Annotated in this window: 14 protein-coding genes; 6 read left to right on the top strand and 8 right to left on the bottom strand. The window is 64.8% G+C overall.

Features of this window, described 5'->3' with window-relative positions:
• Positions 1-47: 47 nt before the first annotated feature.
• Together IC762_RS08930 and ettA are read right to left on the bottom strand one after the other, a co-directional pair.
• The gene (locus tag IC762_RS08930) at positions 48-632 is read right to left on the bottom strand and encodes a TIGR00645 family protein (protein WP_195788437.1); all 585 of its coding nucleotides are present in this window, start codon (positions 630-632) and stop codon (positions 48-50) included.
• A gap of 189 nt (positions 633-821) precedes the next feature.
• A complete protein-coding gene (ettA, locus tag IC762_RS08925; protein WP_195788436.1) occupies positions 822-2,471 on the bottom strand; it encodes an energy-dependent translational throttle protein EttA in 1,650 nt (549 codons plus the stop codon).
• Between the two features lie 255 nt (positions 2,472-2,726).
• On the opposite strand from ettA, the gene IC762_RS08920 reads away from it, so the two are divergent.
• Positions 2,727-2,972: a hypothetical protein gene (locus IC762_RS08920; protein ID WP_195788435.1), complete on the top strand. Its 246-nt coding sequence runs from the start codon at positions 2,727-2,729 to the stop codon at positions 2,970-2,972.
• A 116-nt stretch (positions 2,973-3,088) separates the two neighbouring features.
• Positions 3,089-4,051 (top strand): D-2-hydroxyacid dehydrogenase family protein, encoded by a 963-nt coding sequence (locus IC762_RS08915; RefSeq protein ID WP_195788434.1) that lies wholly within the window; start codon positions 3,089-3,091, stop codon positions 4,049-4,051.
• Positions 4,052-4,071: 20 nt separating this feature from the next.
• Here the strand turns inward: IC762_RS08915 and IC762_RS08910 are convergent, their stop codons facing one another.
• Together IC762_RS08910 and IC762_RS08905 are read right to left on the bottom strand one after the other, a co-directional pair.
• Positions 4,072-4,821, bottom strand: a complete 750-nt coding sequence (locus tag IC762_RS08910) for a DUF4336 domain-containing protein (protein ID WP_195788433.1) — start codon at positions 4,819-4,821, stop codon at positions 4,072-4,074.
• 97 nt (positions 4,822-4,918) lie between these two features.
• Positions 4,919-6,136 carry a L,D-transpeptidase gene (locus IC762_RS08905; protein WP_195788432.1) on the bottom strand — a complete coding sequence of 406 codons (1,218 nt, stop codon included), beginning with the start codon at positions 6,134-6,136 and terminating at the stop codon, positions 4,919-4,921.
• Between the two features lie 329 nt (positions 6,137-6,465).
• Between IC762_RS08905 and IC762_RS08900 the strand changes: the two genes are divergently transcribed.
• On the top strand, positions 6,466-7,305 hold the full coding sequence (locus IC762_RS08900) for a hypothetical protein (RefSeq protein ID WP_195788431.1): 840 nt from the start codon (positions 6,466-6,468) through the stop codon (positions 7,303-7,305).
• 9 nt (positions 7,306-7,314) lie between these two features.
• On the opposite strand, the gene sseA is transcribed toward IC762_RS08900, so the two are convergent.
• From sseA to IC762_RS08885, 3 genes are all read right to left on the bottom strand, one after another.
• Positions 7,315-8,169, bottom strand: coding sequence for a 3-mercaptopyruvate sulfurtransferase (gene sseA / locus IC762_RS08895; protein ID WP_195788430.1), 855 nt, complete (start codon positions 8,167-8,169; stop codon positions 7,315-7,317).
• Between the two features lie 137 nt (positions 8,170-8,306).
• Complete coding sequence (locus IC762_RS08890) at positions 8,307-8,717, bottom strand: rhodanese-like domain-containing protein (protein ID WP_195788429.1); 411 nt, start codon at positions 8,715-8,717, stop codon at positions 8,307-8,309.
• A gap of 53 nt (positions 8,718-8,770) precedes the next feature.
• Positions 8,771-9,946, bottom strand: coding sequence for a vWA domain-containing protein (locus IC762_RS08885; RefSeq protein WP_195788428.1), 1,176 nt, complete (start codon positions 9,944-9,946; stop codon positions 8,771-8,773).
• Between the two features lie 167 nt (positions 9,947-10,113).
• Here IC762_RS08885 and IC762_RS08880 point away from each other — a divergent pair, with 167 nt between their 5' ends.
• The 3 genes from IC762_RS08880 (at position 10,114) to IC762_RS08870 (ending at position 14,649) form a co-directional block, all read left to right on the top strand.
• Positions 10,114-12,027: a diguanylate cyclase gene (locus IC762_RS08880; protein WP_195788427.1), complete on the top strand. Its 1,914-nt coding sequence runs from the start codon at positions 10,114-10,116 to the stop codon at positions 12,025-12,027.
• Between the two features lie 183 nt (positions 12,028-12,210).
• Complete coding sequence (locus IC762_RS08875; protein ID WP_195788426.1) at positions 12,211-13,053, top strand: AAA family ATPase; 843 nt, start codon at positions 12,211-12,213, stop codon at positions 13,051-13,053.
• Between the two features lie 93 nt (positions 13,054-13,146).
• On the top strand, positions 13,147-14,649 hold the full coding sequence (locus tag IC762_RS08870) for a flavin-containing monooxygenase (RefSeq protein ID WP_195788425.1): 1,503 nt from the start codon (positions 13,147-13,149) through the stop codon (positions 14,647-14,649).
• 189 nt (positions 14,650-14,838) lie between these two features.
• Here IC762_RS08870 and IC762_RS08865 read toward each other — a convergent pair whose 3' ends face one another.
• Positions 14,839-16,482 carry a GMC family oxidoreductase gene (locus IC762_RS08865; RefSeq protein ID WP_195788424.1) on the bottom strand — a complete coding sequence of 548 codons (1,644 nt, stop codon included), beginning with the start codon at positions 16,480-16,482 and terminating at the stop codon, positions 14,839-14,841.
• Positions 16,483-16,509 lie beyond the last annotated feature (27 nt).

Below are 16,509 nucleotides of genomic sequence, written 5' to 3'. Positions count from 1 at the left end.
TGCTGTGAACACAGCCTTGCTGTGAACCGCAGAGCCGCCTGCCGCGATCAGTGCGCGGTCTGCTGCTTGGCGCCTTCGATCGAATCGTTCGACAGCTTGTCGACGATGGCGATGCCGATCGCCGACAGGATGAAGACGCAGTGGATGATGGTCTGCCACATCACACCGGTCTCGGTGTAGTTGCCCTTGCCGGACGACAGCGCCCCGGCTTCGATGAAGGTCCGCAGCAGATGGATCGAGGAGATGCCGATGATCGCCATCGCGAGCTTGATCTTAAGCACGCTGGCATTGACGTGGCTCAACCATTCCGGCTCGTCCGGATGGCCCTGCAGATTGAGCCGCGACACGAAGGTCTCGTAGCCGCCGACGATCACCATCACCAAGAGGTTCGAGATCATCACGACGTCGATCAGGCCGAGCACCGCCAGCATGATCTGCTGCTCGCTGAAATCGAAGGCATGGGCGAACAGGTGCCACAGCTCCTTCAGGAACAGCACGACATAAACGCCCTGGGCGATGATGAGGCCGACATAGAGCGGCAATTGCAGCCAGCGCGACCCGAAGATCAGCATGGGAACGGGACGCAGCGACCGGCCCTTCGATGGGGCCGGCGCGTCTGAAATGGCGGACATGTTGGATCGCTCGCAGGATTTGGATTTGCGGAGCGCTCTATCTACGCAATCCCGCGCGCGTGCAAAGTGACAACTGGCCGCAGATCGTGCCGCGATGCCGTCACGATCCTGCAAATGCCGGATTGGTGCGACGCTCGCTCCAGGTGCTCGTCATGCCCGGCCCTGCACGGGGCACGATGGCGTCTCAAATCAGCGCGTCAGCTTCTTGTACTTCACACGATGCGGAATGATGCTGTCCTGGCCGAGCCGGCGCATCTTGTCCTTTTCGTAGTCCTGGAAGTTGCCTTCGAACCATTCGACGTGGCTGTCACCCTCGAAGGCCAGGATGTGGGTTGCGATGCGGTCGAGGAACCAGCGATCGTGGCTGATGATGACGGCGCAGCCGGCGAAATCCTCCAGCGCCTCTTCCAGCGCGCGCAGCGTGTCGACGTCGAGGTCGTTGGTCGGCTCGTCGAGCAGCAGCACGTTGGCGCCCGACTTCAGCATCTTGGCGAGATGCACGCGGTTGCGTTCACCGCCGGACAGCGCGCCGACCTTCTTCTGCTGGTCGGCGCCCTTGAAGTTGAACGACGAGCAGTAGCCGCGCGAGTTCACTTCCTTCTTGCCGAGCAGGATCAGTTCGTTGCCGCCGGAGATCTCCTCCCACACATTCTTCTTGCCGTCGAGATCGTCGCGCGACTGATCGACATAGCCGAGATGCACGCTCTCGCCGACCGTGATCGAGCCCTTGTCGGGAGTCTCTTGCTGGGTGATCATCCGAAACAGCGTGGTCTTGCCGGCGCCGTTCGGGCCGATCACGCCGACGATGCCGCCCGGCGGCAGCTTGAAGGTGAGATTGTCGATCAGCATGCGATCGCCAAAGCCCTTGCTGAGGCCTTCGAAATCCACGACGTTCTGGCCGAGACGCTCGGCGACCGGGATCGTGATCTGCGCAGTCTGGGTCTGTTTTTCGCTCGCCTGTTTCAGCAGATCTTCGTAGCGCTGATAGCGCGCCTTCGACTTGGCCTGGCGCGCCTTCGGGGAGGATGCGATCCATTCCTGCTCGCGGGCCAGTGTCTTCTGGTGCGCCGCGTCCTCGCGGCCTTCCTGCTCGAGCCGCTTCTGCTTCTGCACCAGCCAGGACGAGTAGTTGCCCTCGTAGGGGATGCCCTTGCCGCGGTCGAGCTCGAGGATCCAGCCGGTGACGTTGTCGAGGAAGTAGCGGTCGTGGGTCACGATCAGGATCGCGCCCGGATAGTTGCGCAGATGGCCTTCCAGCCACGACACCGACTCGGCGTCGAGATGGTTGGTCGGCTCGTCCAGCAGCAGCAGCTCGGGCTGGTCAAGCAGCAGACGGCACAGCGCGACGCGGCGGCGCTCACCGCCCGAGAGCTTGGTGACGTCGGAATCGTCAGGCGGGCAGCGCAGTGCGTCCATCGCCTGGTCGACCTTGCTGTCGAGATCCCACAGGCCCTGGGCCTCGATCTCGTCCTGCAGCTTGGTCATCTCATCGGCGGTCTCGTCCGAATAGTTGACGGCGAGTTCGTTGTAGCGATCCAGGATCGCCTTCTGCTTGGCGACGCCTAGCATGACGTTTTCGCGCACCGAGAGTTTCGCATCGAGCTGCGGTTCCTGCTCGAGATAGCCGACGCGGGCGCCCTCGGCGACCCAGGCCTCGCCGTTATATTCCTTGTCGAGGCCGGCCATGATCTTGAGCAAGGTCGACTTGCCCGAGCCGTTGACGCCGAGCACGCCGATCTTGGCGTCCGGGTAGAAGCTCAGATGGACGTTGTCGAGCACTTTGCGGGTCGGATAGCTCTTGGTCAGACCCTGCATGAAATAGACGAACTGGCGAGCCATCCGCTGTCCCCGAAATTGATCCGATGTAAGGAAATTTTGCTGCCGCCGATGTAGCGGCCGGCCCCCGAAAGCGCAACCGCGCGAGATGCGTTTTCCGGGCGTTCACCACGTGTGATTACGGGTCTGACACCATGTGTGCGCCAAGTCACGACAATTGAAACTATCTTTTAATAAATCAGGCCAAAAGTCGTCTTCAGCGCCGAAAACCGGCGATTTTCGCGGCAGAACCGCGACCAAGGCAACAGAGGCCGCGTCATGGCTACCATCATTTCAGCATCCCTTTCGCACCCGAAGAGCGGGCCGACACTGCTCGCCGAGTTTCGTGCCTTCTGGCACGCATTTGTCGCCAAGGCGTTCAATCCCTACCGCCCGGAACTGCACTATATGCGCGGCCCCGGCCCGGCCTGGCGCGCCAAGCACATGGCGTTGTCGCCTGCGGTGCAATCGATGCTCGCCGACATCCGGTCTGCGAAGGCGCACAAGTCCGCGCCGACGGCGTGACAATCGCCCTTTGGTGAAGCCGCGGCCGCTTGCGCGCCCGCCGATTGCGCGCGACCATCAGGTTGTCCCCGACGGTTCATTTCCGCCGTCGCCTCCAACCCTGAATGGACCTTCCGATGACGCGGCTTCGCTGTGCAATCCTCGACGATTACTTCGACCTCGCGCTTTCGGTGGCCGACTGGCCGAGCCTCAAGGATCGGGTCGACGTCACCGTGTTCGACCAGCCGTTCGCCGGTGAGGCGGAGGCCGCGGCGAAGCTGAAGGATTTCGAGATCATCTGCGCGATGCGTGAGCGCACGGCGTTCCCGCGCAACCTGATCGATGCGCTGCCGAAGCTGAAGCTCCTGATCACCTCGGGGATGCGCAATGCCGCGATCGACACCGAGGCGCTCAAGGAGCGAGGGATCGTGTTTTGCGGCACGCAATATGGCCGCGATCCAACCGCGGCCCTGGCGATGGGCCTGATCCTGGAACTGACCCGCGGCATCGGCCGCGAGAACGCCCGGATGCATGCCGGCGAGGCCTGGCAGACCTTTGCCGGCACCGAGATCGAAGGCAAGACGCTCGGGATCATCGGCCTCGGCAAGCTCGGCAGCAAGGTCGCCGGCATGGCGAAGCCCTTCGGCATGAACGTGATCGCCTGGAGCCCCAACCTGACGCCGGAGAAATGCAAGGAGGCCGGCGTCGGCTACGCCGGCAAGGACGAGCTGTTTGCGACCGCCGATATCATCACCATCCATGTGGTGCTGAGCCCGCGTTCGCGCGGGCTGGTCGGCCCGGCCGATCTCGCCCGGATGAAGCCGTCGGCCTATCTCGTCAACACCGCGCGCGGACCGATCGTCGATGAAGCCGCGCTGATCGCAGCGCTGCGCGACAAGAAGATCGCCGGCGCCGGCATCGACACGTTCGCGGTCGAGCCGCTGCCGCTGGACCACCCGTTCCGCAAGCTCGACAATGTCGTGATCACGCCGCATCTCGGCTACGCGACGCGCGAAGGCCTGGAGACGCACTATCAGCAGATGGTCGCCTGCATCGACGCCTTCACCAAAGGCGGCGAGCCGCAGCGGCGGCTGGCCTGACCACGGAACCGCGTCCGGCGCTACCGCTTCGAGACCCAGCGGAAGGCGCGTTGCAACTCGGCGCGGCCGTCACGATCGTACCAGCGTCCGTGCGCGAGGATGATCCGCTCCGGATCCCATTCGATCATGCGGGCGACAGCATCCCTCAGCGCGGTCCGGTCCCGCGAAAACGTTACGCGCAAGTCGCTCGGCGTGCTGCCGTCGGGATCGCGCACGCGGCCCAGCCAGGTCAGGAACCGCATCAAGGGCGAGCTTAGCCGCTCCGCTTCGAAATTCTCGATCAGGTCGGTCAGCAACAAGGTCCGCGACGGCCGGTGGAAGAAGACGATTTCGGTCATGTAACTGCCGGAGACCGGGAGCGTCGCGATCCACGCGTCCCAGGGATACCCCGAGCTTCGCTCCAGCGGCTCCCCAACGCACGCGAGCCGCTCGCCGGCCTGCTGCTTGATCCGAGGTGCAAGGAAGACGCGCGCCGCGGGATAGGCCGCATGCCAATCCGGAATCCACCAATAGTGCAGACGGTTCGGTCCGATGATCCAGTGCGGTGCGCCGAGCGATGCAATGGCGGTCTTGAGCTCGGCGGCCAATGGCGTCGGTGAGTGAATGAAAAGCCGTTGGTCCGGCAGACGAATGATCGTCGCGCGCGTCGGAAACGGCATCCTGAACCAGCGCGGGCCGAACCGGATCAAGGGGCCGTCGACGATCCAGACATCGTCAGTGACCTGCTTCGGCGTATTCAGCGGCGGATAGGTCAGGCGGGAGTCCTGCATCGCATTGCCTCTCCAGAGGCAACGTCGGGGCGGCAGGCTTGTTGCAACAAAAAGGCGCGCCGTTGGCGCGCCTTTCGTTGATTGCGTGTGAGCCGCGTTAGCGGATCGTGACCGGCGCCGGCAGCGGCTGGACGCTGGACGGCTGCGTGCCGGGCAGCGGCGCAGGAGCCGCGTTGGCGACAGGACCACCGGGTGGTGGCGCGGCTGAGGCGGTCGCCGTTCCCGGCGGCGGGTTGCCGGGCAGCACCACAACGCGGGTGCCGACCTTGGTGCGATCGAACAGGTCGGAGACGTCGTCGTTCAGCATGCCGATGCAGCCCGACGAGACGAACTTGCCGATGGTCGACGGCTGGTTGGTGCCGTGGATTCGATACACGGTCGAGCCCAGATACATCGCGCGGGCACCGAGCGGATTGCCGGGGCCGCCGGCCATGAAGCGCGGCAGATAGGGCTGGCGCTCGATCATCTCCGGCGGCGGATGCCAATCCGGCCACTCGGCCTTGCGGGTGATCTTCTGCACGCCGGTCCAGGTGAAGCCGTCGCGGCCGACGCGGACGCCGTAGCGGATCGCCCGGCCGTTGCCGAGGATATAGTAAAGATAGGTGTTCGGCGTATCGACCACGATGGTGCCCGCCGGCTCCTTGGTCGCGAATGCAACTTCCTGGCGGCGCAGGTTCGGCGCCAGCTGGGCCGGACCGTCTTCCGGCTGCTCATCGGGCGGCAGCGCCGCGATCTGCAGCGGCCTGCCGTTGGCATCGACCGGAGCCGACTGCGGCGGCACCGATCCCGTGGCACCGACCGCCTCCGGCGGCCGCATGCCGCCGCGATCACCGTTCGGGGCGGCGGGATAGGCCACGTTGGCTGCGGGAACGCCGTTGTCAGGATAGGCCTGCTGGGCCGGGCCGCCCTGCGGACGGTCGGCATAGATCACCGGCGGCGGCGACATCGGCCGGCCATAACGGGGATCGTCGGGCGACATCACCGGTCCCTGGGGCGCACGATCGGAATAGACCGGCGGCGCGTTCATCGGACGGCCATAGCGCGGATCGTCCGGCGACATCACCGGGCCCTGGGGCGTGCGGTCGGAATAGGCGGGGCCAGGTGGCGGCAGTGCAGTCGAATTCCGCGCCGGCGGTGCATCATCATCGTTGATCGCGTCGAAATCCGGCATGCCGTCGGCCGAATAGGGCTCGGGAGCAGCCGAATAGACCTGGCCGCGGGGAGCCGGATAGCCCTGCTGCGCATGCGCAAGCGAGGTTCCCGCCACGCCGAGCGCCGTGGCGGCGCAAATCGTCAGAATGCGGTTGATCATCATTGCTCTTGTATAGTCCCCAAGCCACACCGGACCGTTAATGGCCCAATGACGGAAGATAGCGGCGCATTCAAGACAATTCCGCGAAACCCGGGGCATTCCGGGTATTTTGTGATTTCGCGTCACGCTGCGGTAAACATGTCTCACGTCTCAGGAATGTCCGTCCATGTGTCGGAAGTCATCGATCGCCCGCATTTTGTAACAAACAGTCCCGAAGCGTTGCGATATCCTCGAATCGGCCCGATTCGCTGCCTGCGACGCCGGCTTTCCTGAGTGTGGTCACCGCGTTCCCTTGGACATCAAGACCTCCCGCAGAGGGGGAACCCGCGCCCATGCTCCCCGGCCTTCGTTTCCTGTTCGTCGCGATCGTGCTGGCGACATCGCTTCTGGTGTTCGGCCTGGGTGCAACCGCACTGCTGCGCGCGGCCCACGAGGAGTTCGCCAGCATTCCGGCACGCCCTGCGCCGCGCGAGCCGCAATTCGCGCAGCGGCCCGAGCCGATGCCGGTGCTCGCCATGGCGCGCATCGAAGCCCCGCCGCCGGCCGATCCGGCCGACCAAGTGACGGCCACTGTCGCCGCACCACAGCAGGCCTCCGCATCCGAACCGGTTACCCCGGCCGAATTGCCCCCGCCTCCAGCCGAGCCCCGGCAGGTCGCTGCCGTGAAGACGGACGATCCGCCAGCACTTGAGGCACCGAAGCAGGAGGCACCAGCTGTGGAGGCATCCCCATCGGCGCAGCCGGCAGAGCCCGTTCCGCCGACAGCAGAGAGCTCGCCCATCCCGCAGCCCACCGCCGACGCGGCGCCCGCGTCCGCCGAACCGAAGCTCGCCGCGGTGATCGAGCCGCCGGCCACGACCATCGAGCCGACGCCCGCCGCAACCACATCGGCGACGGTCGATGCACAACCGGCCCCGCCGCCCTCTCCCGAGGCGATCGCGGCTGCGACCAGAATCGCGACACTGGGCGGGCCGGAGGTTACGGTCGAGGCGGCGGCCGCTCCGAAGACGACCGAGAAGAACGCCGGGCGGAAGCCGGAGCACCGCACGGCGAGCAAGTCGGCACGCCGCAAGGAGCGGCATCATGTCGTCCGCGCCCGCCGGGTTCGGCAGGCGGTGGTTCAGCAGCAACTCGATCCGTTCGGTCAACCGGTGCCTGCCACCCGGCGCTAGGGTTGCCGATCAGGCCGGTCCCGTCGCGATCGGCGGGCCGTCGGCCTTGCCCCATTCCGACCAGGAGCCGTCATAAAGCGCGGTGTCGGTAACACCGAGCCGATACAACGCCAGCGTCAGCACGCCAGCCGAGACCCCGGAGCCGCAGCTCGTGACGATCGGCGCATCGAGCTTCACGCCGGCGCCGGCGAAGGCGGCACGCAGATCATCGAGCGGTTTCATCGCGCCGGTCGCGGCATCGAACAGGTTGTTGTAGGGCACGTTGCGCGCACCCGGGATGTGACCGGCGCGGATGCCCGGCCGCGGCTCCGCCGCACGGCCCTCGAAACGGTCGGCGGCGCGCGCATCGATCACCTGCTCGGTCCGGCTTTCGACATTCGTGATCATCTGCTCGATACTGCGCACGCGCTTCGCATCATAGCTCGCCTTGAAGCTGGCGGGCTTCGGCTTCGCCTCGCCGCTCTCGACCGGCCGGCCCTCGGCGCGCCACTTCTTCAAGCCGCCATTGAGGATGCGCACATTGCTGTGGCCATAGGAGAGGAACATCCACCAGGCCCGCGGCGCGGCGACCCAGCCGCCGGAATCATAGATCACCACGGTGTCGGCATTACCGATTCCGAGCGCGCCGACATCGCGACCGAACTGCTCGGCGCTCGGGAACATATGCGGCAGCGGATTGGAATGATCGGACACCGCGTCGACGTCGAAGAACACAGCGCCCGGCAGATGCGCGGCGAGATAGTCGTCCTTCGGCAGCGGCAGCACGCCCGGCAGCTTGAAGGTCGCGTCGAGCACCTTGACATTGGTGTCGCCGAGATGCGCGGCAAGCCATTCGGTCGAAACAAGCGGATCGGCGGCGGTCATGGATTCCTCCCTCGCAGGTTCTTTCTCTCGTCATGGCCGGGCTGGTCCCGGCCATCCACGGCTTCCTTTGCGCCGGGCAAAGACGTGGATGCCCGGCACGAGGCCGGGCATGACGCGGGGTTAAGAGCTCACACGCGTCACTTCTTCTTCGGCTCCCACTTCTCGATCGGGCCGCCAGCATCGCGCCAGGCCGCGAAGCCGCCGCCCATATGGGCGACCGGCTTCAGCCCCATGTCCTTCGCGGTCTTGGCGGCGAGCGCGGAGCGCAGGCCGCCGGCGCAGTGGAAGATGAACTTCTTGTCTTCCTGGAAGATCGGCTTGGCGTAGGGGCTGTTCGGGTCGATCCAGAATTCCAGCATGCCGCGGGTGCAGGAGAATGCGCCGGGGATCTTGCCGTCGCGCTCGATCTCGCGGGGGTCGCGGATATCCACGATCACGACATCGTCCTTGCCGATCAGCGTGATCGCATCCTTGGCGCTGACGGTCTCGATCTCGGCATTGGCCTCGTCGATCATCACCTTGATGCCGCGGTGGATGGTCTGGGGCATGGGGCTCTCCCTGGATGTTGTTGGCGCGCCGCCGGCGCGCGACGCGTGTGCGCTTACCGCACCAGCTCCCTCATCGCGTTTTCCAGACCCTCGATCGTGATCGGATACATGCGCTCGGAGAACAGGCGGCGGATGATGGTGGTGGATTCCGAATAGTCCCAGTGCTTCTGCGCCACCGGATTGAGCCACACCGCATGCGGATAGGTGCGGGTGATGCGGTCGAGCCAGACCGAGCCGGCCTCCTCGTTGACATGCTCGACCGAGCCGCCCGGCACCATGATCTCGTACGGCGACATCGAGGCGTCGCCGACGAACACCACCTTGTAGTCGTGCGGGTATTTGTGCAGCACGTCCCAGGTCGGCGTGCGGTCGGTGAAGCGCCGCTTGTTCTGCTTCCAGACGCCCTCATAGAGGCAGTTGTGGAAGTAGAAATACTCCATGTGCTTGAATTCGCTTTTTGCCGCCGAGAACAATTCCTCGACCTGCTCGATATGCGAATCCATCGAGCCGCCGATATCGAAGAACACCAGCACCTTGACCGCGTTGCGCCGCTCCGGCCGCATATGCACGTCGAGATAGCCGTGGTTGGCGGTCTCCTTGATCGTGGTGTCGAGATCGAGCTCGTCCGGTGCGCCGGTGCGGGCGAACTTGCGCAAGCGCCGCAGCGCCACCTTGATGTTGCGGATGCCGAGCTCGACATTGCCGTCGAGATCCCTGAACTCGCGCTTGTCCCACACCTTCACGGCGCGATTGTTGCGGTTCTTCTCCTGCCCGATCCGGACGCCTTCGGGATTGTAGCCATGGGCACCAAAGGGCGAGGTGCCTGCCGTGCCGATCCATTTGCTGCCGCCCTGGTGACGGCCCTTCTGCTCCTCGAGGCGCTTCTTCAAGGTCTCCATGAGCTTGTCCCAGCCCATCGCCTCGATCTGCTTCTTCTCGTCCTCGGTGAGATATTTCTCCGCGAGCTTCTTCAGCCACTCCTCGGGGATCTCGGCCTTGTCCATGGCATCGAGCAGGCTCTCGAGCCCCTTGAACACCGAGCCGAATACGCGGTCGAACTTGTCGAGGTTGCGCTCGTCCTTCACCAGCGCTGCGCGCGACAGATAGTAGAAATTCTCGACCGTCTGATCGGCGAGGTCAGCGTCAAGCGCTTCCATCAACGTCAGATATTCCCGCAAGGTGACGGGGACCTGGGCGTCGCGCAGCGATGTGAAGAACTGCAGGAACATGGTTACCTAGATCGCCCGCCCGGCAGGTCGCGTCAAGGGCCCCTCCCCAGGCCGGACCTGCGGACCAGCCATTCACTTTCACTTAACCACCCCGGCCACCTTCGGCTCCCGGCCCCGAAACGTGACGTTAAGATGGGACGTTGATCACTGGAGGTAACAAAACGCCAGTGGACCCGACCAACTTGCCGCTCGCCTCCCCCAAACTGCCGAGCCCATTCTCGTCGGCGGCGATCATCACTGCCGTGGCGGCGGTCATGACGGCGTGCGTGCTGGGCCTTGTCGTATGGAAGGCGCTCGATGCCCGGTCGATGGCGCTCGCGCAGGGCGAACGCGACATCCGCAATCTCACCCATTCGCTGGCCGAGCACGCATCGCATTCGATCCAGGCTGCCGATGTCGCCATGAGCGGCATGGTCGACCTCCTGAAGTATCAGCGGCCGCGGGAGGATCGGTTCAATCTCTATTTGCGCAACACGGTCGCGACGCTGCCGCAGATCCGCGAGATGGGCGTCCTGAACAGCGAGGGCAACTGGATCTATTCCTCCCTCGACCAGAGCCCGCATCACAACAATGGCGACCGCGCCTATTTCATCGCCCATCGCGACTCGCCCGATCCGTCGCTTCACATCAGCGATCCCCTGCACTCGCGGTTAACCGGACGCGACACGATCATCCTGTCGCGGCGCATCACCAGCCAGGACGGAAGCTTTGGCGGCGTCATGCTTGCGGCGATCGACGAGGCGTATTTCGACAGTTTCTACCAGGCCTTCAAATTCGGCCCGCATGCCGGAATTTCGCTGCTTCGCACCGACGGCACCGTGCTCGCACACTGGCCCGAGGGAAAATGGAACAACAATCCCTCGACAGCCTTCAAGGCGAAGATCGGCGATGCCCAAAGCGGCTACGCCAAGACCGTCTCCCCGTTCGACGGCTACAGCAAGTATCTCGGCTACGAACGCGCCTCGCTCTATCCGCTGGTGGTGACCGTCGCGCTGCCCGAGGAGGATGTGCTTGCGGCCTGGCACGAGACCCTGCGCTACGACGCCATGGCCGCCATCATCGTGATGGGAATGGTGACGATGCTGGCGCTGCTGCTGTCGACCCAGTTCCGCCGCCGCGCCAGGATCGAGGCCGTTCTGCGCGAGCGCGAGGCAAGCTACCGCCTGCTTGCCGACAACGTCGCCGATGTCGTGATCCGGCTCGATCGCGCCGGCAAATTCGTCTTCGTCTCGCAGTCGGTCGAGGCCATCCTGGGCCGCAAGCCGGCCGATCTGATCGGCCAATCCTGCTTCGCATTCGTGCACCCCGACAGCCTCGCCGATGTCACCAAGGCGACCGCGGATCTGACGGACTGGAAGACGACGCGAACCGTCGAATTCAAGACCCAGCGCGCCGACGGCTCCGAGGTCTGGGTCGAGATCAACCTCAAGCTTGCCGGTGCGGCCAACGATCACCGGGCGATCGAGGTCGTCGGCGTGCTGCGCGACGTGACGCAACGCCGCAGCATGGAGGATGAACTGAGCGCATTGAACGCGCGCCTGTCCGACCTTGCGACGACCGATGGGCTGACCGGGCTCGCCAATCGCCGGAGCTTCGATGTTGCGTTGCCGCGGGAGTTTCGTGATCGCGAGCAGATCTCCCTCATCATGGTCGACATCGACCACTTCAAGGGTTTCAACGACAGCCAGGGCCATCAGGCCGGCGATGAGTGCCTGCGGCGCGTGGCGCGCGTGATTGCCGATGCCACCGACAACACCACTGCGCTCGCCGCGCGTTACGGCGGCGAGGAATTCGCGATCATCCTGCCCGGCGTCGGCGAGCAGGACGCGCTCAAGGTGGCCGAGGCAATCCGCCTGACGGTGCGATCGCTGACGATCCCGAACCTCGTGGCGGCGCGCGGACGGGTCTCGATCAGCCTCGGGGTCGGCAGCCGCTCGGCTGCGATCACCGGTGAGAGTGAACTGCTCCGCCTGGCCGACCTCGCGCTTTACGAAGCCAAGAATTCGGGACGCGACCGCACCGTGCTCGCATCCTCGCTTGCGGGTGACAATCATTCCGCAGGGCGGAAACAGTACGCCTGACATACTATGCGCGCGCCGCTGGCCCGGGCACCGCTGCGGTGCGGAATCCGCGCTAGACCGCCCGGCTTTTTCAACTAGAATTGAATATGACAAGACATTGGACAGGACACGCGACCGCTGCGAGGGCGGTCGTTTCGTGTGGACGCTCGAGCGTCGCGCGAACGAACCGAGGCAAACAGATAGATGAAGTTCACGGGTACCAAGGATTACGTCGCCACCGATGACCTCAAGGTCGCCGTCAATGCCGCCATCGTGCTCGAGCGCCCGCTGTTGGTGAAGGGCGAGCCCGGCACCGGCAAGACGGTGCTGGCCGAGGAAGTCGCGAAGGCAATCGATGCGCCGCTGTTGACCTGGCACATCAAATCCACCACCAAGGCGCAGCAGGGCCTCTATGAATACGACGCGGTGTCGCGGCTGCGCGACAGCCAGCTCGGCGATGCGCGCGTCTCCGACATCAAGAACTACATCAAGCGCGGCAAGCTGTGGGAGGCCTTCACCCACCCGAAGCGTCCCGTGCTGCTGATCGATGAGATCGACAAGGCCGACATCGAATTCCCCAACGACCTCCTGCTCGAGCTCGATCGGATGGAGTTCCACGTCTACGAGACCGGCGAGACCATCAAGGCCAAGCTGCGCCCGATCGTGATGATCACCTCGAACAACGAAAAGGAGCTGCCGGACGCGTTCCTGCGCCGCTGCTTCTTCCACTACATCAAGTTCCCCGATGCCGACACGATGGGCCGGATCGTCGACGTGCACTTCCCCAACATCAAGAAGCGGCTGGTGGAAGAGGCGCTGCGCATCTTCTTCGAGGTGCGCGAGGTGCCGGGCTTGAAGAAGAAGCCCTCGACCTCCGAGCTGCTCGACTGGCTCAAGCTGCTGCTCAACGAGGACATCACGCCCGAGATGCTCAGGGAGCGCGATCCGCGCAAGCTGATCCCGCCGCTGCACGGCGCGCTGCTCAAGAACGAGCAGGACGTTCACCTGTTCGAGCGGCTGGCGTTCCTCAGCCGCCGCGAAGTCTAGTTCCGGGATCGGCGAACGCCGGGGCCATCGCTTTGGCGTTTCGTTTCCGCACTTCAACCAACAACGCTCCAACAAACAAGAAGACCAGGGAAGATGAACGTCCAGACCCAGATCCGGGCCGCCGAGCCCGTCACGACCGAGCATTTCGACGTCCTGATCGCGGGCGCCGGCATTTCCGGCGTCGGTGCTGCGTACCACCTCACCACGCAATGCCCCGGCACGACGTTCGTCGCGCTGGAGACGCAGAAAACCTTCGGCGGCACCTGGTCGACGCATCGCTATCCCGGCATCCGCTCCGACAGCGACCTGCACACCTTCGGCTATCGCTTCAAGCCGTGGACCAGCGCGCCGATCGCAAGCGCGGCCGAGATCCTGAAATACATGGGCGAGGTAATCGAGGAGAACGACCTCGCGCGTCATATCCGCTATCGCCATACCATCACCGCGGCCGAATGGTCGAACGAGACCAATCTCTGGACCATCGATGCCACGCGCATCGACACCGGCGAGCATCTGCGCTTCACCGCCAATTTCTTCTGGATGTGCCAGGGCTACTACCGCCACGACGCCGGCTACACGCCACAATGGCCCGACATGGCGAAGTTCAAGGGCACAGTCGTGCATCCGCAGACCTGGCCGGACGATCTCGACTACAAGGGCAAGCGCGTGGTCGTGATCGGCTCCGGGGCGACGGCTGCGACTCTGATCCCGGCGATGGCCAAGGATGTCGGCCATGTCACCATGCTGCAGCGCTCGCCGACCTATTTCCGCACCGGCCGCAACGCGATCGAGATCGCCGAGGAGTTGCGCCGGCTGCAGGTCGACGAGGCCTGGATCCACGAGATCACCAGGCGCAAGATCCTGTTCGAGCAGGACGCCTTCACCAGGCGGACGTTTGCCGATCCCGAGGGCGCCAAGAAGGATCTGCTGGCGGCGGTCGAGGCCGTGCTCGGCAAGGACTACGATATCGCGACCCATTTCACGCCGAGCTACCGGCCGTGGCGGCAGCGCATCGCCTTCGTTCCGGACGCCGACCTGTTCCAGGCCATCAAGGGCGGCAAGGCGTCGGTCGTGACCGACGAGATCGAGCGCTTCACCGAGACCGGCATCCTGCTCAAGTCCGGCAAGGCGCTCGAGGCCGACATCATCATCACCGCGACCGGCTTCCATCTCTCCGCCAACGGCGGCATCGACTTTGCGATCGACGGCAAGCCGCTCGATTTCAAGGACACCGTGACCTATCGCGGCATGATGTTCACCGGCGTGCCGAACCTGGTCTGGGTGTTCGGCTATTTCCGCGCCAGCTGGACGCTGCGCGTCGATCTCGTCGCCGACTTCGTCTGCCGCATGCTCAAGCACATGAAGGAAACCGGCGCGCACAAGGTGACACCGGCGCTGCGGGCGGAAGACCACAACATGCCGCTGCTGCCGTGGATCGATCCGGAGAATTTCAACCCCGGCTACATGATGCGCGGCATGCATTTGTTGCCGAAGCGCGGCGACAAGCCGGAATGGCAGCACAACCAGGACTACTGGGCCGAGAAGGACGAATTCCCGACGATCGATCTCGAGGACAAGGCGTTCGTTTACGGCTAAGTCTCCCTGCCTTATTCCGTCATCTTTATGCCGACCCCGTCATCCTGAGGTGCGAGCGGAGCGAGCCTCGAAGGATCGACGGCCACCAGCCGGGCCGCGCACCCTTCGAGGCTCGCTCCGCTCGCACCTCAGGATGACGGTGGTAGATCGAGCACGTTGATTGAGAAGCAGCGCTACATACATCAAACCTCACGCATACTCCGGCAGTTTCGCCGCGGCCTCCGGCGTCTTGCCGCGGATGATGTCGGAGGCCTTGTCGGCGATCATCAGCGTGGACGCATTGAGGTTCGCCGAGATCATGCGCGGCATGATCGAGGCGTCGATGACGCGCAGGCCTTCCATGCCATGGACCCGAAGCTGGTCGTCGACCACGGCCCAGGGCGCATCAGCCGGGCCCATCCGGCAGGTGCAGCCGGGATGGAAGGTCGTCGTGCCGCGCTGGGTCGCAGCCGCCAGCAACTCGTCGTCGCTCTGCACCTTCGGGCCCGGAAAATCCTCATAGGCGAAGTACGGGCTGAGCGGCTCGGAGGCGAGCAGCCGCCGCGCCAGCTTCATGCCGGCGACGACGACGCGGCGGTCGATCTCTTCGGCGAGGTAGTTGGTCTGGATGATCGGCGGCTGGAATGGATCGGCCGAGCGGATGCGGACATAACCGCGGCTCTCCGGCCGCTGCTGCCATGACGCCACTGTCATGCCGGGCTCGTCTTCGAGCTGGCCCTGCACGCCCTCCTTGTAGCTCGCCGGCGTGAAGGTCAGCTGCAGGTCCGAACTTTCGGTGGTCTCGCCGGAATGCCAGAAGCAGTAGACCATGGTCGGCGACAGCGAGAGCAGGCCGCGCCGCGACGTCGCCCATTTCAGCGCCTCGACCCACAGGCTCATGCCGCGGCGAAGCTCGTTGATGGTCCTGATGTTCTTGACCCGCGCCACCGAGCGCGGCGCGTAGTGATCCTGCAGGCCTTCGCCGACACCCGGCAGCGCGTGGCGCACCTCGATGCCGTGCGACTGCAACAGGTCGGGCGCGCCGACGCCGGAGAGCTGCAGCAGCTGCGGCGAGTTGTAGGCGCCGCCGGAGAGGATGACCTCCTTGGTGGCGCGGATCTCCAAGGGATCGCCATGCTTGCCGCCGCGATTGTAGCGCACGCCGACCGCACGCTTGCCCTCGAAGACGATGCCGGTGACATGCGCATGGGTGCGCACGTCGACATTGCCGCGCTTGCGCGCAGGATGCAGGAAGGCGGTCGCCGCGCTGACACGCCGGCCGTTCAGGATGGTGCGCTGGCAGTACGACACGCCCTCCTGGATCTGGCCGTTGTAATCGGGGTTGCGCGGAATGCCTAGCGAGACCGCGCCCGCCATGAAGGCCTCGCAGAGCGGGTCCTGCCAGTCCATCGTGGTGACGGTGAGATTGCCGTCGCGGCCGCGATAGGTGTCGTCGCCCTCGCCGATCCGCTTCTCCATCCGCCGGAAGTACGGCAGCACGTCGGGATAGCCCCAGCCGCGATTGCCGAGCTGCGCCCAGGTGTCGAAATCCTGGCGCTGGCCGCGGTTGTAGATGTGGCCGTTGATCGAGGACGAGCCGCCGAGCGTCTTGCCGCGCGGCGCGTAGATGCTGCGCCCGCCGGTGTAAGGACCCACCTCCTGCTGATAGGCCCAGTTCACGCTCTTCATGTGGAAGGTCTTGATGAAGCCGGCCGGCAGATGGATGTAGGGGTGCCAGTCGCTCGGCCCCGCCTCCAGCACGCACACCTTGGTGCCGGCGTCTTCACTCAACCGATTGGTCAGCACGCTCCCGGCGGAGCCTGCGCCGATGATCACATAATCGAAGGTTTCCATTGTCCGGCTTCTTGCGTCCCGCTTCTG

This window comes from Bradyrhizobium genosp. L, assembly GCF_015624485.1.
GTDB lineage: Bacteria > Pseudomonadota > Alphaproteobacteria > Rhizobiales > Xanthobacteraceae > Bradyrhizobium.
The sequence above is the reverse complement of the archived record's forward strand: the minus strand, read 5'-3'. Positions and strand labels throughout refer to the sequence as shown.